This is a genomic window from Rubrimonas sp., assembly GCF_036788415.1.
GTDB lineage: Bacteria > Pseudomonadota > Alphaproteobacteria > Rhodobacterales > Rhodobacteraceae > Rubrimonas.
Genome location: NZ_DAIQNN010000075.1, coordinates 1 through 13,856 on the forward strand (window position 1 = coordinate 1; position 13,856 = coordinate 13,856).

17 protein-coding genes are annotated in these 13,856 nt (G+C 70.0%); 4 read left to right on the forward strand and 13 right to left on the reverse strand.

Translation table 11 applies throughout. From position 1 onward, the window contains the following. Positions 1-168: 168 nt before the first annotated feature. From V7Q31_RS14190 to V7Q31_RS14225, 8 genes are all read right to left on the reverse strand, one after another. Entirely contained in the window at positions 169-501 is a 333-nt protein-coding gene (locus V7Q31_RS14190) for a DUF1491 family protein (protein WP_333834517.1), read from the reverse strand. Continuing rightward, on the reverse strand, positions 498-1,415 hold the full coding sequence (era, locus tag V7Q31_RS14195) for a GTPase Era (protein ID WP_333834518.1): 918 nt from the start codon (positions 1,413-1,415) through the stop codon (positions 498-500). The genes V7Q31_RS14190 and era overlap by 4 nt, the downstream gene beginning before the upstream one ends. Positions 1,416-1,422: 7 nt before the next feature. Further along, a complete protein-coding gene (gene rnc, locus V7Q31_RS14200) occupies positions 1,423-2,100 on the reverse strand; it encodes a ribonuclease III (protein WP_333834519.1) in 678 nt (225 codons plus the stop codon). A gap of 5 nt (positions 2,101-2,105) precedes the next feature. Further along, positions 2,106-2,843, reverse strand: a complete 738-nt coding sequence (gene lepB / locus V7Q31_RS14205; protein WP_333834520.1) for a signal peptidase I — start codon at positions 2,841-2,843, stop codon at positions 2,106-2,108. Between the two features lie 84 nt (positions 2,844-2,927). Beyond that, positions 2,928-3,359, reverse strand: a complete 432-nt coding sequence (gene acpS, locus V7Q31_RS14210; protein WP_333834521.1) for a holo-ACP synthase — start codon at positions 3,357-3,359, stop codon at positions 2,928-2,930. Further along, a complete protein-coding gene (locus V7Q31_RS14215; RefSeq protein WP_333834522.1) occupies positions 3,356-4,153 on the reverse strand; it encodes a pyridoxine 5'-phosphate synthase in 798 nt (265 codons plus the stop codon). Before V7Q31_RS14215 ends, acpS begins: the two co-directional genes overlap by 4 nt. A gap of 37 nt (positions 4,154-4,190) precedes the next feature. After that, the gene (locus tag V7Q31_RS14220) at positions 4,191-4,796 is read right to left on the reverse strand and encodes a DUF2062 domain-containing protein (protein WP_333834523.1); all 606 of its coding nucleotides are present in this window, start codon (positions 4,794-4,796) and stop codon (positions 4,191-4,193) included. Positions 4,797-4,897: 101 nt separating this feature from the next. After that, entirely contained in the window at positions 4,898-5,527 is a 630-nt protein-coding gene (locus V7Q31_RS14225; protein WP_333834524.1) for a GNAT family N-acetyltransferase, read from the reverse strand. Positions 5,528-5,772: 245 nt separating this feature from the next. On the opposite strand from V7Q31_RS14225, the gene V7Q31_RS14230 reads away from it, so the two are divergent. Together V7Q31_RS14230 and V7Q31_RS14235 are read left to right on the forward strand one after the other, a co-directional pair. Next, on the forward strand, positions 5,773-7,272 hold the full coding sequence (locus tag V7Q31_RS14230; protein WP_333834525.1) for a CoA-acylating methylmalonate-semialdehyde dehydrogenase: 1,500 nt from the start codon (positions 5,773-5,775) through the stop codon (positions 7,270-7,272). A gap of 218 nt (positions 7,273-7,490) precedes the next feature. Then, positions 7,491-7,808: a hypothetical protein gene (locus V7Q31_RS14235; RefSeq protein ID WP_333834526.1), complete on the forward strand. Its 318-nt coding sequence runs from the start codon at positions 7,491-7,493 to the stop codon at positions 7,806-7,808. Between the two features lie 90 nt (positions 7,809-7,898). Here the strand turns inward: V7Q31_RS14235 and V7Q31_RS14240 are convergent, their stop codons facing one another. Further along, positions 7,899-8,069 carry a hypothetical protein gene (locus V7Q31_RS14240; protein WP_333834527.1) on the reverse strand — a complete coding sequence of 57 codons (171 nt, stop codon included), beginning with the start codon at positions 8,067-8,069 and terminating at the stop codon, positions 7,899-7,901. 324 nt (positions 8,070-8,393) lie between these two features. On the opposite strand from V7Q31_RS14240, the gene V7Q31_RS14245 reads away from it, so the two are divergent. Continuing rightward, the gene (locus V7Q31_RS14245; protein ID WP_333834528.1) at positions 8,394-8,618 is read left to right on the forward strand and encodes a sodium/substrate symporter small subunit; all 225 of its coding nucleotides are present in this window, start codon (positions 8,394-8,396) and stop codon (positions 8,616-8,618) included. 21 nt (positions 8,619-8,639) lie between these two features. Here V7Q31_RS14245 and V7Q31_RS14250 read toward each other — a convergent pair whose 3' ends face one another. The 4 genes from V7Q31_RS14250 to V7Q31_RS14265 are packed head-to-tail and all read right to left on the reverse strand — an operon-like array spanning position 8,640 to position 11,809. Continuing rightward, positions 8,640-9,047, reverse strand: coding sequence for a (deoxy)nucleoside triphosphate pyrophosphohydrolase (locus V7Q31_RS14250; protein WP_333834529.1), 408 nt, complete (start codon positions 9,045-9,047; stop codon positions 8,640-8,642). Continuing rightward, positions 9,044-9,667 (reverse strand): 2-hydroxychromene-2-carboxylate isomerase, encoded by a 624-nt coding sequence (locus V7Q31_RS14255; RefSeq protein WP_333834530.1) that lies wholly within the window; start codon positions 9,665-9,667, stop codon positions 9,044-9,046. Before V7Q31_RS14255 ends, V7Q31_RS14250 begins: the two co-directional genes overlap by 4 nt. Next, the gene (gene argJ / locus V7Q31_RS14260) at positions 9,664-10,920 is read right to left on the reverse strand and encodes a bifunctional glutamate N-acetyltransferase/amino-acid acetyltransferase ArgJ (RefSeq protein WP_333834531.1); all 1,257 of its coding nucleotides are present in this window, start codon (positions 10,918-10,920) and stop codon (positions 9,664-9,666) included. The genes V7Q31_RS14255 and argJ overlap by 4 nt, the downstream gene beginning before the upstream one ends. 28 nt (positions 10,921-10,948) lie before the next feature. After that, positions 10,949-11,809, reverse strand: a complete 861-nt coding sequence (locus tag V7Q31_RS14265; RefSeq protein ID WP_333834532.1) for a peptidylprolyl isomerase — start codon at positions 11,807-11,809, stop codon at positions 10,949-10,951. Between the two features lie 267 nt (positions 11,810-12,076). On the opposite strand from V7Q31_RS14265, the gene secA reads away from it, so the two are divergent. Then, a partial coding sequence (gene secA, locus V7Q31_RS14270) for a preprotein translocase subunit SecA (RefSeq protein WP_333834533.1) occupies positions 12,077-13,856 on the forward strand: 1,780 nt, incomplete at its 3' end.

Consider the following 13,856-nt stretch of genomic DNA (forward strand, 5'->3'; position numbering starts at 1 on the left):
ATATTGAGAATACCAGATTTCATAACAAGATTTGCTGAGGTCATAAAAAAAGTAATTCACGCGTAAAAAATTTATTCGGTCTTGAGCGATTTCATGATCGGGCGCCAATCCGCGCGGCGCTGCAAGTCGTCGCGCGGGCGCGCCATGAAGAACGGCGCGCCGCCGTCGTCAGTCGGCGAGGCCGGGTTCGTCGAGCAGGGTGCGGCCCTGACGGTCTTCGATTTCGACGATCCAGAGATCGGGGTCGGCGCGGCGCTGGCGGGCGGCGGCGGCGTCGACCTCCGCTTCGGGGCCTTCCGCCAGCGCCATCCACACACGCTCGCCCTCCGGGCCGAACGCGCGCCCGTAGAGCCGCGCCGAGCCGTCAAGCATCGCGCATTTCACGAGCACCGCGCCGGCCTGCGCGTCGCCGCGCGCGGCGACATAAGCGGGGATGCCGGCCGCCTCGAGCCGAGCGCGATAGGCGGAGACCCAGAAATCGGCCGAGAGCCGCGCGCTCACGCGGTCCCGTCCGAGAAGTCGAGCCCCATCGCCGAATAGCGCTCGCGCTCGTTCTCCCAGTCCGCGCGGACGCGGACTGTGAGGAACAGATGCGCGGGACGGCCGAGGAACTCGGCGATCTCGGCGCGGGCGGCGGCGCCGATGGCCTTGATGGTCTCGCCCTTGCGCCCCAGCACGATGCCCTTGTGGCCCTCGCGCCCGACATAGATCACCTGCTCGATGCGCGCCGAGCCGTCCGGCTTGTCCTCCCAGGCATCGGTCTCGACGGTGAGCTGATAGGGGATCTCCTGATGCAGCCGCAGCGTGAGCTTCTCGCGGGTGATCTCGGCGGCGATCAGGCGCTGCGGCAGGTCGGCGATCTGGTCCTCGGGGTAGAGCCACGGCCCCTCCGGCAGGCGCTCGGCGAGCCAGCGGCGCAGGTCGTCCACGCCGTCGCCGTTCTCGGCCGAAATCAGGAAGGTCGCCGCGAAAGCGCGGGCGGCGTTGGCTTCTGCGGTCAGCGCGAGCAGGCTGTCGCGGCGCACGCGGTCGACCTTGTTGATGACGAGCACCGTGGGCTTGTCGCCGCCGCGCGCGTCGAGCGCGGCGAGAATGTCGCGCACACCGTCGGTCAGGCCGCGATGCGCCTCGACCATGAGACAGGCGATGTCGGCGTCCTCCGCGCCGGCCCAGGCGGCGGCGACCATCGCGCGGTCGAGCCGGCGGCGCGGGCGGAACAGGCCGGGCGTGTCCACGAAGACGATCTGCGCCGGCCCCTCCAGCGCGACGCCGCGGATACGGGCGCGGGTCGTCTGCACCTTGTGGGTGACGATGGAGACTTTCGCGCCCACCATGCGGTTGAGCAGCGTGGACTTGCCGGCGTTCGGCTCGCCGATCAGGGCGACGAAGCCGCAGCGCGGGGTCGGGTCGGTCATCGCTCGGTCATCCTGTGAGGCGCGCGAGAAGCTCGGCGGCGGCGGCGTGTTCGGCGGCGCGTTTCGAGGGGGCCTGCGCCGAGGCGCTCTCGCCGCTCGCCAGCCGCGCCTCGACGGTGAAGACGGGCGCGTGGTCGGGTCCGATGCGGGCGATCTCCACGTAAGTCGGCGGCGGCATCGCGCGGGCCTGCGCCCATTCCTGCAAGGCGGTCTTGGCGTCGCGCGGGGCCGCGCCCTGCGTCTCGATCCGGTCGCGCCAGAGCCGCAGCACCACCTCCTGCGCCGCCGCGAAACCCTGATCGAGGAACACCGCGCCGAGGACCGCCTCCATCGCGTCGCCGAGATTGCTGAGGCGCTTGCGCCCGCCCGCCTTCGATTCCGAGCGCTCCAGCCGCAGATGCGCGCCGAGACCGATCTCCTCGGCGATCTCGGCGCAGGTCTCCTTGCGCACCAGCGCGTTGAGCCGGGGCGCGAGCTTGCCCTCGCTCTCCTCGGGCCGCCGGCGCACCAGCGCCTCCGCGACGACGAGGTTGAGCACGCGGTCGCCGAGAAATTCGAGCCGCTGATAATCCGGTCGCGCGGCGGAGGACGCCGAAGGGTGCGTCAGCGCCTCGTCGATCAGCGCAGCGTCGACCTCGCGGCCCAGCCGGTCGAACAGCGCCGCGAGCCGGGGCGCGCGCGCCATCGGCCTCAGCGGATCGCCATGAAGGTGCGGTCGAAGCGCCAGTTCCAGACCTGCCAGAACGGCCCGTCTGCCGAGACGGCGATCACTTCGGCGCGCCCCACCAGATTCTCGAACGGCACGAAGCCGACGCCGCCAGAAGCGCGGGGCTCGCGGCTGTCGCGGGAATTGTCGCGATTGTCGCCCATGAAGAAATACTGACCTGCTGGAACCACGAATTCCGGCGTGTCGTCGAACATCATCCCGTTGACAGTATTGAGCGTGATATGTTCGAACCCTCCGGGCAAGGTCTCGCGCCAGACTTCGAGCGCGCGCCCGCTGTCGCCGTCGACGAACACGCCGTCGCGCTCCATGCGTACGGGCTGGCCGTCGATGTGCAGGACCCCCCCGATGACCTGGACGGTCTCGCCCGGCAGGCCGACGAGCCGCTTGATGTAGTCCTCGCCAGTGCGCGGATGCTTGAAGACGATCACATCGCCGCGCTCGGGCTCGGAGGCGAGGATGCGCCCGGGAATGAAAGGACACAGGTTCACGCCGAACAGCGACGGGCACGACGCGCTGGAGTAGCCGTAGGAATATTTCGAGATGAAAAGATAATCGCCGATCAGGAGCGTCGATTTCATCGAGCCCGAGGGGATCCAGAAGGGCTGGAACAGCACGGTCCGAAAGGCGGCGGCGATCAGCAGGGCGTAGACGATGGTCTTGAGGAGTTCGCCGAACCCCTCTCTCTTCTTCGCTTTCGCCATACGCTGCGCGCCTCTCATGATCGCGGGCTTGTCGCGCGCGGGCGAAGGAGTGTCAAGCATGGGCCGGCAAGCGTGTTGCGCGGGTCACGGCGACGGTCGCGACGACGCTGCGGGGCGCGCCTCGATCACCACGAAAGCCTGCGCCCAGGGGTGGTCGTCGGTGATCGTGACGTGCACCAGCGCGGCCATGCCCGGCGGCGTCATGTCGGACAGGCGCTGCGCCGCGCCGCCGGTGAGTTTCATGCAGGGCTGACCGGAGGCGAGGTTGAACACCCCCATCTCGCGCCACGCCACGCCCATCCGCAGACCGGTGCCGAGCGCCTTGGCGCAGGCCTCCTTGGCCGCCCAGCGCTTGGCGTAGCTCGCGACGCGCGCGCCCTTGTGGTCGGTTCGCCGCTCCGAGCGCAGCTGCTCGACATCGGTGAAGACGCGGTCGAGGAATCGCTCGCCGAAGCGCGCGATCGTCGCCTCGACGCGGCGGATGTCGGCGAGGTCGGCGCCGATGCCGAGGATCACGCCGCGCCTTCCCCGAACGCCTCGCGGCGGGCGCGGTCCATCACTTCGCGCATGCGCCGGATCGCGCTGTCGAGCCCGGTGAAGATCGCCTCGCCCACAAGATAATGGCCGATGTTGAGCTCCATCACTTCGGGAAAGGCGGCGACGGGCGGCGTCGTCTCGTAGGCCAGCCCATGACCGGCGTGGACCTCGAGACCCAGCCCATGCGCGAAGGCGGCGCAGCGGCGCAGCCTGTCGAGTTCCGCGTCGCGCTCGGCGAAGCGGCCCTCGTTGTGGGCGTCGCAATAGGCGCCGGTGTGCAATTCGACCACCGGCGCGCCGATGCGCGCGGCGGCTTCGATCTGGCGCTCGTCGGCGGCGATGAAGATCGAGACGCGGCAGCCCGCTTCCGCGAGCGGCGCGATGAAATGGGCGAGCCGGTTCTCCTCGCGCGCGACTTCGAGCCCGCCCTCGGTCGTGCGCTCCTCGCGCCGTTCGGGCACGATGCAGACGGCGTGCGGGCGGTGGCGCAGGGCGATGGCCTGCATCTCGTCGGTCGCGGCCATCTCGAAATTGAGCGGGACGCCGAGATCGCGCAGCAGCGCCGTCAGCCCCTCGATGTCGGCGTCGGCGATGTGGCGGCGATCCTCGCGCAGATGCGCGGTGATGCCGTCCGCCCCTGCGGCGACGGCGGCGCGGGCGGCGCGGAGCGGCTCGGGATGCGCCCCGCCCCGCGCATTGCGGATCGTCGCGACATGGTCGATGTTCACGCCGAGGCGCAAGCGGCCCAGCGGTCGGGCGAGAGTCCGGGTCATCGCGCGTCTCCTCCTGCGGCCTCTCCGGCGGGCCGCCTCATTCGGCCGGGTCCGGGGTGGGCGCGCCGGTCTTGAGCGGTCGCCGCCCGACATGCGCGGCCAGCCGCCGCCGGGCGCTCTCCATCAGCTTGCGCCGCCGCGCCGCCTGATAGGCCGCGATCGCCGGACGTAGCAATATGTAGCTCGCAGCCGCCGCGGCGAGCCCCGGCGCGAGCCCGCCGAGCAGATAGGGCAGCATCAGGTCGTCGAGGAAGTGCCGGAAGTCGCTGAAGATCACCGACGGGCTAAAATGCTTCACGAGCCCGGGCTTGCCGGTCATCCAGCCGCCGATCTCTAAAGACAGGGCCGCGATCGCGGGAAAGGTCAGCGGATTTCCGACGATGGTGCCGAGCGCAGCGGCGAACAGGTTGGCCCGCAGCGCCCACGCGACGGCGAGCGCGACCAGGATGTGCAGCGTGAACAGGGGCGTGAAAGATGCGAAGGCTCCGCAGGCGAAACCGAGCGCGATCTTGTGCGGCGTGTCCGGCAACCGCTGCACGCGCCGACCCACATAGGAGAACCCGCGCCGCCACCCCTTGCGCGGCGCGAGAAGCCCGCGCAGACGTATCAGGAACCCCGGTTTCTCGCGGCGCTTGAAGATCATGTCTCGCCGTCACGCCTCCGCCATCGCCGCACGCCCACCCGGGTCGCGCGCCGGCGGCAGGATATGCGGCGACGCAGGCGAAGGCGAGCGGCGCCGCGCGGTCAGGCGCCGCGCGATTCGCCGCTCGAGCGGTCGCGCCGCCACGCCAGCGATATGCGCCGCCAGATCCGGTCGTGAAACCACCGGCGCAGCCCTTCCTCCTCGAAGACCGCCTCGCGCAGATGGCTGGTCCAGCTGGGTCGCGGCGCATCGATCACCCCTTCGGCGTCGGAGAGATCGAACTCGAAGCGCGCGCCGCTCTGCTTGGCGGCCTTGAGCATCGCCGTATTGCGCCGCGTCGTGTGGATCAGCAGCGTCGCGACGCCGCGATTGCGCGCCCAGAGCAGCGAGCGGGCGACGAGCTCGGCCCCGACGCCGCGTCCGCGCCAGTCGGCCTCGACCTCGAACGCGGCCTCGGCGGTGCGGCCGTCTGGAAAGATCATAACTTCGGCGGCGCCGCGAAGCTCCCCGTCGACGAACCATCCGATGACATGGCCGCCGCCGCCGAGAAACTCGGCCACATGCTTTTCGATCTGCGCGTCGGTCGCGGGATACTGGAAGCGCGAACGCCGGTCCTCCGGCGTGAGCCTCAGAAGATGCGCCAGGTAGGCCTCATGGTCGAACGTCCACAGGGCGCGATAGGCGCCCCCGTCGCGCCGCCGTTCCGGGCCTGTCGTCAAACCGTCCATCATTCGACCTTTCGCCGATCCGCTCCGCGCCCGGCCGCCTCGTCGCCTCGCCCCGCCTTCCGCCCCCGGTTCCGTTTCTCGCGCCACACTACCGCGTCGGATCGTTTGGGATTATGACCTCCCGACGATCCGGAGCGCTGTCGCGACGCAGCGTTGTTGCGCTGCAACATAGTGCGCCGGCGCTGCAATGAAAGTGGCCGGTCGAGATGAACGACCGGTGTGCGCCAGAGGCGCGGAGGAGGGACGAGATGCGGGAACTGACCCATTTCATCGGCGGGGCGCATGTGAAGGGCCGCTCGGGCCGCTTCGCGGACGTCTACAACCCCGCTTCGGGCGAGGTCGAGAAGAAGGTCCCGCTCGCCAGCCGCGACGAAGTGCGGCAGGCCGTCGAGGTCGCCACAGCCGCGCAACCCGGCTGGGCCGCCCAGAACCCACAGAAGCGCGCGCGCGTGATGATGGCGTTCGTCCAGCTGTTGCACCGCGACATGGAGAAGCTCGCCGAAGCGTTGTCGCGCGAGCACGGCAAGACGCTGCCCGATGCGCGCGGCGACGTGCAGCGCGGGCTTGAAGTCGCCGAGTTCTGCATCGGCGCGCCGCACCTGCTGAAGGGCGAGTTCACGGAAGGCGCCGGACCCGGCATCGACATGTATTCGATGCGCCAGCCCCTCGGAGTCGCCGCAGGGATCACGCCGTTCAACTTCCCAGCAATGATCCCGATGTGGAAGTTCTGTCCCGCCATCGCCGCCGGCAACGCCTTCATCCTCAAGCCTTCCGAGCGCGACCCATCGGTTCCGCTGATGCTCGCGGAGCTGATGATGGAGGCGGGCCTGCCGGCCGGCGTGCTGAACGTCGTCAACGGCGACAAGGAGGCGGTGGACGCGATTCTCGACGACGAAGGGATCGCGGCGGTGGGCTTCGTCGGCTCGACGCCGATCGCGCATTACGTCTACTCCCGCGCCACGGCCGCCGGAAAGCGCGCCCAATGCTTCGGCGGCGCCAAGAATCACATGATCGTCATGCCCGACGCCGACATGGAGCAGGCCGCCGACGCGCTGATCGGCGCAGGCTACGGCGCCGCCGGAGAGCGGTGCATGGCGATCTCGGTCGCCGTGCCGGTCGGCGACGAAACTGCCGACCGCCTGATCGAGAAGCTCGCGCCCCGTGTCGAAAGCCTCAAGATCGGACCCTACACCGCAGGAGAAGACGTCGATTTCGGTCCGCTGGTGACGGCGGAGGCGCTGGCGCGCGTGAAAGGGCTGGTGGATCGCGGCGTCGAGCAGGGCGCGAAGCTGGTCGTGGACGGGCGGAACTTCCGCCTGCAGGGCTATGAGAGCGGCAACTTCATGGGCGGCTGCCTGTTCGACCGGGTCACCAGAGAGATGGACATCTACCGCACCGAGATCTTCGGCCCGGTGCTCTCGGTTGTGCGCGCGAAGACTTACGAGGAAGGTCTCGGCCTCGCCATGGACCACGAATACGGCAATGGCGTCGCGATCTTCACCCGCGACGGCGATGCGGCGCGCGACTTCGCAGCGCGGGTCAATGTGGGGATGGTCGGGATCAACGTGCCGATCCCGGTCCCGCTCGCCTATCACACTTTCGGCGGGTGGAAGAAGTCGATGTTCGGCGACCTCAACCAGCACGGGCCCGACGCGTTCCGCTTTTACACCCGAACGAAGACGGTCACGGCGCGCTGGCCCTCGGGCGTGAAGGACGGGGCGGAGTTCAGCATCCCGACGATGAGCTGAAGCTCCGGCGCGCGGCCCGGGGCGGAGCCGCGCGCCTTAACCGGTTTACCGAAACTTGATCGTTCTGTCGCATCTTGCAGGGGTCCGCCCCTGACGCCGGCCGCATGAACGGTCCGTCCGAGAGAGCGGCGGGGTGGGGGGAAAGACCGGAGCGCGCCGATCAGGAGCCGTCGCGCGTCGGGCCACGTCCTGCAACGCTCCCCGAACGGAGACCGCCCATGCCGACCGCCCGTCTCGCCATCGCGGCCGCCCTCTCCCTCGGCGCCGCCGCCGCCGCCTCGCCCCCCGCCTCCGCGCAGCAGCCGATTTGCGGAGATCGCGCCTCGCTCGTGACCCAACTTCAGAAGAAATACGGCGAAGCGCGCCGCGCGATGGGCCTCCAGGGCGAAAGCACGCTGATCGAAGTTTTCGCCTCGTCCGACACCGGAACGTGGACGATTCTCTTCACGCGTCCCGACGGCGTGACCTGCGCCGTCGCCGCCGGTCAGGCGTGGCGCGAGGAGGATGGCGAGGCCGCGACCGAGTCGCCGATCTGACCGAGCGCTCGACCACAGTTTGAAGCGCAAGCGCCGCGGCCCGTTAGGAGCGCGGCGCTTTCGCATGCGGCGCACTTGCGCCGGGACCGTTCAGGCCTGGGCGGCGGGGCGCAGATGCGCCGGGACCGGCGTCGGCGCGTTCAGCGGGCGACCGACATATTCGCGACCTTCATGCGTGATGACAATGGAGCCGCAGGGCAGCCGACGTGAAATCGGACCCTGGATGTGGACGTAAGGCGACAAGGCGATCGTTGCGAGCATCTGGCGGTGCCTCCGGCTAGCGCTTCTCCTGCGCGTCGTTCGATCGACGCTATCACGGTCGACATTGCCACCGCGTTAACCAGACTCTGCTCATCTTTAAGGCGAGCTGTAAAGATTCGATGACGCGCCCCGGCGCGTCCGTCCCCTGCACTTTGGCGCCATAGCGCCGCAACTGCGGCTTTGACATACAGAGTCTCAAGGCGCTATGTCGCAGCGTGGCGAGACGCCGCGCGACGACCGGCTCCGACTTCGAGCGGGACCGCGACGCAGATCGCGGGACGACAAAATCAAGAAACGGCGCAGACGCGACTCGGGAGAAGGCGCATGGCGGCAGAGGCGTCGGCGAAGGCCGAAACGCGCTGGACTATGAACAGGGTGGCCGTGACGCTTCTGCTCAGCGGCTGGGCGGTGGTGGCGATCCTCACCTTGGCGCTCGACGGGTTCGCGACGCTGCGGTTCCTCGACCTGCCCCTCGGCGCCTATCTCGCCGGCCAGGGCGCGCTCGTCGCGGGCGTGCTGGTCGCGGTGAGAATGGCCCGGGACAGCTGACGCCGAGCCGCGGCTGGCGACTCAGAGCCAGTCGCGCAGTACGGCGATCAGCGGAATGTCGGCGGGCGGCATCGGAAAATCCCGGAGACGGTCCGCCCGCGCCCAGGCGAGGCGCTGGCCCTCGCGGCCCTGCGGCAGCCCCGTCCACTTGCGGCACGCGAAGAGCGGCATGAGCAGATGGAACGCGTCGTAGGCGTGGCTCGCGAAAGTCAGCGGCGCGAGGCAGGAGCCCCAGGTCTCGACGCCGAGCTCCTCGCGCAGCTCCCGGATCAGGCAGGCTTCCGGGGTCTCGCCGGGCTCGATCTTGCCGCCGGGAAACTCCCAGAGCCCCGCCATGCTCTTGCCTTCGGGCCTCTGAGCCAGAAGCACGCGCCCGTCCGGGTCGATCAGCGCGCAGGCGGCGACGAGGATCAGAGGTTTCGCGCTCACGCTCTGCGGCCCTGCGCCCAGTCGATCGCATCCTCCAGCCGGTCGTCGCCCCAGAACATCTCGCCGTCCTCCGTCAGGAAACTCGGCGCGCCGAACAGGCCCGCGTCGCGCGCCTCCTCGGTCGCCAGGCGCAGGCGCGCCTTCACCTCCGCGTCCCGTTGCGCCCGCTCCACGAGCGCGGCGCCGGGTTCTCCCAACGCGTCGAGCAGAGCGGCCAGACCGGAGGGCGAGTCGATGCTCCGACCCTCGCCGAACTGCGCGGAATAGACTGCGCGGGCGAAGGCCGGCCCCCATGACTCGGCGGCGCCGATGGTCATCAGCCGCGCCGCCAGCAAGCCGTTCTGGGGAAACGGTTCCGGGCGCGCGACGGCGGGTAGTCCGAGCCGCATCGCCCGCCGTTCGAGATCGCGCCACATATGGCGGCCTTTGGCGGGGAACAGGTTGAAGGGCGACGTGTCCCAGCCCTGCGCCTTGAAGATCGGGCCGAGCAGGAACGGCCGCCAGATCACCGCGACGCCGGCCTCGCGGCATAGGCCCTCGATCCGCATCGCGGACAGATACGAGTAGGTGGACGCGAACTCGTGCCAGAAGGCGAGGCGCGGCGCCGCCGGGGCCGTCACGAGCGATAGTCGGCGTTGATGTCGATATAGGCGTGGGTCAGATCGCAGGTCCACACTGTCGCCCGCGCCGCCCCGACGCCGACGTCGACGAGGATCTCCAGCTCGGCGCGCTTCATGTAGGCCGCGCCGTCCTCTTCCCGATAGGCGGGCGCCACCCAGCCCTTTTCCGCGACGAGAATGTCGCCGAAGCGGATTTCAAGCCGGTCGCGGTCCGCCGCCTCGCCCGACTTGCCGACCGCCATCACGATGCGGCCCCAGTTGGGGTCCTCGCCGGCCAGCGCCGTCTTGACCAGCGGCGAGTTAGCGATGGACAGCCCGATGCGGCGCGCCGCCTGCGCCGTCTCGGCGCCTGTCACGGTGATCGCGACGAATTTCGACGCGCCCTCGCCGTCCTTGACCACCAGCTGGGCGAGGTCCAGCAGCACTGCGTCGAGCGCCTCGCGGAAGGCGGGCAGGCGAGGGTCGTCGTCAGAGGCGATCTCCGCCGCGCCGCTCGCGCCGGTCGCCGCCAGCAGCAGCGTGTCGGAGGTGGAGGTGTCGCCGTCCACGGTGATCGCGTTGAAGCTGCGGTCGACGCTCTCGGCGAGAAGCCGCTGAAGCAGGGGCTCTGCGATGGCGGCGTCGGTGAAGGCGAAGGCCAGCATCGTCGCCATGTCGGGCGCGATCATGCCCGAGCCCTTGGCGAATCCGGCGATCCGGACTTCGACGCCGTCGAGCGCCACGGTGCGGCCGGCCGCCTTGGGGAAGGTGTCGGTGGTCATGATCGCGCGCGCCGCGCGCTCCCACGCGCCCTCGGCGCGGGTCTCGGCGATGGCGCCGAGCGCCGCCTCGATGCGCGCGACCGGCAGCGGCTCGCCGATCACGCCGGTCGAGGCGACGAAGGTCGAGGCGGCGGGCGCGCCCACGGCGGCGCCGGCGGCCTCGGCCATGCGGCGCGCGTCGTCGGCGCCATTCGCCCCTGTGAAGGCGTTGGCGTTGCCGGAATTGGCGGCGAAGCAGAGCGGCCCCGAAGCGACGGCGCCACCGCGCCGCGCTGCGAGCCGCGCCTCGCACCACAGCACCGGGGCGGCGCGGGTGCGGGAGCGGGTGAAGACGCCGGCGACGGACGCGCCCGCCGCGATCTCGGCCAGCATGACGTCGTCGCGACCCGCATATCGCACGCGGGCGGGGCCTCCTGCGAGCTTCACTCCCCTGACTGCGGGAAGGTCGGGAAAGCAGGCGGGGGCGAAGGGCGAGGGCTTCAGCGCGGCCATGGCGGGCGCTCCGGGCGAGGTGGGTCGATCAGGGGAATTGCAGCGCCGCGCCGTCGCGCAGGCTCTCGAGGCCTGGCCGGCCCTCGGGCAGGACGATCTCGGCGGCCGCGCGCAGCTCCGCGATCACGGCGCGGGCGGCCTCGGCCCCGAGCTCCTGCTCGATCTCGCCGCGCACCTCCTCGAGCGCAGGGGCGGGCCTGTCGCGCTTGCCGGTCAGATGGATCAGATGCCAGCCGAACTGCGACTGGACCGGCGCCGACATCGCGCCCTCCTCCATCGCGAAGGCGGCGTCCGCGAAAGCTGGAACCATCATGTCGCGCGAGAACCAGCCGAGATCGCCGCCCCTCGCCCTGGTGCCGTCCGTGCCGTGCTCGGCGGCGAGCGCCGCGAAGTCGGCCCCGCGGTCGAGCTCGGCCTTCAGCGCCTGCGCCTGCTCCTCGCTTGCGACGAGGATGTGGCTCGCACGCACTTCCTCGATGGGCGGCGCATCGGCGAATCGCGTCTCATAGGCCGCCTCGATCGCCGCATCGGTCACGCGCTCGGCGATTTCGGCGCGGAGCATGAAGTCGGCCAGCAGGCCCTGCCGCTGCATCTCCAGCGAGCGCTTCACGGCGGGATGGTCGGCGAGGTCCCCTGCGAGCGCTGCGGCGGCGAGCAGGCGCTGGTCGATCATCTGCTCGCGGATGCCGTCATACAGCGTCTCGTCGGGAAGCTGCTGATACTGCGCGGGAAGCTCCGAGAGGATCGCGTTGAGATCGGCGACCGTGACCGGCGCGCCGTCGATGGTCGCGACGTCGGCGTCCTGCGCGAGCGCGTCCTGAGCGAGGATGGGCGCGGCGAGGGCGAGCGCGGCGCAGAGGGCGGCGGCGCGGGCGAGGGAAGCGGGCATGACGTCTCCGGATGCGGGCCGGCGGCGAGGCCGGCGGTGCAGGGCTGCTCCAAGCGCGCGGGGGCGGCTTGCGTTGACTCCGTTCCGGCCGCTGCTTACATCCCGCCCGCATGAGAACGCGCCGGGATCGCGGCTCGCGCAGCACTTAAGCCGCCTTGGCGCCAGCGGCAAGCGTCGCGCGACGGGCGGGGCGAGCGGAGTTTCGGGCGAGGTTTCGGCGCCCAGACCGGTCGCCCGGCGGGCGGCGCAGACAAGGATGGAAAGCGCATGCTCGGCGTGATCGCGCGCAAGATTTTCGGCACCGCCAACGACCGCAAGGTCCGAGCGACCCGCCCCACGGTCCAGAAGATCGCCGCGCTCGAGCCGCAGATGGCGGCGCTCTCCGACGAGGCGCTGCGCGGCCTGACCGACGCCTATCGCGCGCGGCTCGCACAGGGCGAGACGCTCGACGACCTGCTGCCCGAGGCCTTCGCCACCGTGCGCGAGGCGGCGAAGCGCGCGCTCGGTCTGCGGCCCTTCGACGTGCAGCTGATCGGCGGCATGATCCTGCATCAGGGCAAGATCGCCGAGATGAAGACCGGCGAGGGCAAGACGCTGGTCGCGACCCTGCCCGTCTATCTCCATGCGCTGACCGGGCGCGGCGCCCATGTCGTCACCGTCAACGACTACCTCGCCCGCCGCGACGCGGAGTGGATGGGCAAGGTCTACAATTTCCTCGGGCTTTCGGTCGGTGTGATCACGCCGGGGCTCGACGACGCGCAACGCCGCGCCGCTTACGCCTGCGACGTCACTTACGCCACCAACAACGAGCTCGGCTTCGACTATCTGCGCGACAACATGAAGTACCGGCTGGAGGACATGGTCCAGCGCGGCCACGCCTTCGCCATCGTGGACGAGGTCGACTCGATCCTGATCGACGAGGCGCGCACGCCGCTTATCATCTCGGGCCCGACGCAGGACCAGTCGGCGCTCTACGTCGCCATCGACAAGATCATCCCGTCGCTGTCGGCGGAGCATGTCGAGATCGACGAGAAGCAGCGCACCTGCATCCTGTCCGAGGACGGCAACGAGTTCGTCGAGCAGAAGCTGCGCGAGGCCGGCCACCTCAAGGGCGAGGCCACGCTCTACGACCCCGAGAACGTCAGCCTCGTGCACCATGTCAACCAGGCGGTGCGCGCGCATCGGATGTTCACGCGCGACAAGGACTACATCGTCAAGAACGGCAAGGTGATCATCATCGACGAGTTCACCGGCCGCATGATGGAGGGCCGCCGCTGGGGCGACGGGCTGCATCAGGCGGTGGAGGCGAAGGAGGGCTGCCCGATCCAGCCCGAGAACGTCACCATGGCGTCGATCACCTTCCAGAACTACTTCCGCCTCTACGAGACGCTCGCGGGCATGACCGGCACGGCGCTCACCGAAGCGGAGGAGTTCATGTCGATCTACGGACTCGACGTGGTCGAGATCCCCACCAACGTCGCGGTCGCGCGCAAGGACGACGACGATCAGGTGTTCCGAACCACGCGCGAGAAGACCGGGGCGATCATCGAGGCGATCGAGGACGGGCGCAAACGCGGCCAGCCGATCCTCGTCGGCACGACCTCCATCGAGAAGTCCGAGCAGCTCGCCGCGGCGCTGAAGGAGAAGGGCATCCCCCACGCCGTGCTCAACGCCCGCTATCACGAGCAGGAGGCGTTCATCATCGCACAGGCGGGCCGCCCGGGCGCCGTGACGATCGCGACGAACATGGCGGGTCGCGGCACCGACATCAAGCTGGGCGGCAATGTCGAGATGCGCGTCGCCGAGATGGTCGGCGCCGAGACCGACCCGGCGAAAGTCGCCGAGATCACCAAGGCGACCGAGGCCGAAGTCGAGGCGCTGCGCCAGCAGGCGCTCGCCGCCGGCGGGCTCTGGGTGATCGGCACCGAGCGCCACGAGAGCCGGCGCATCGACAATCAGCTGCGCGGCCGCTCGGGCCGTCAGGGCGACCCTGGCCGCTCGACCTTCTTCCTCAGCCTCGAAGACGACCTGATGCGCATCTTCGGCG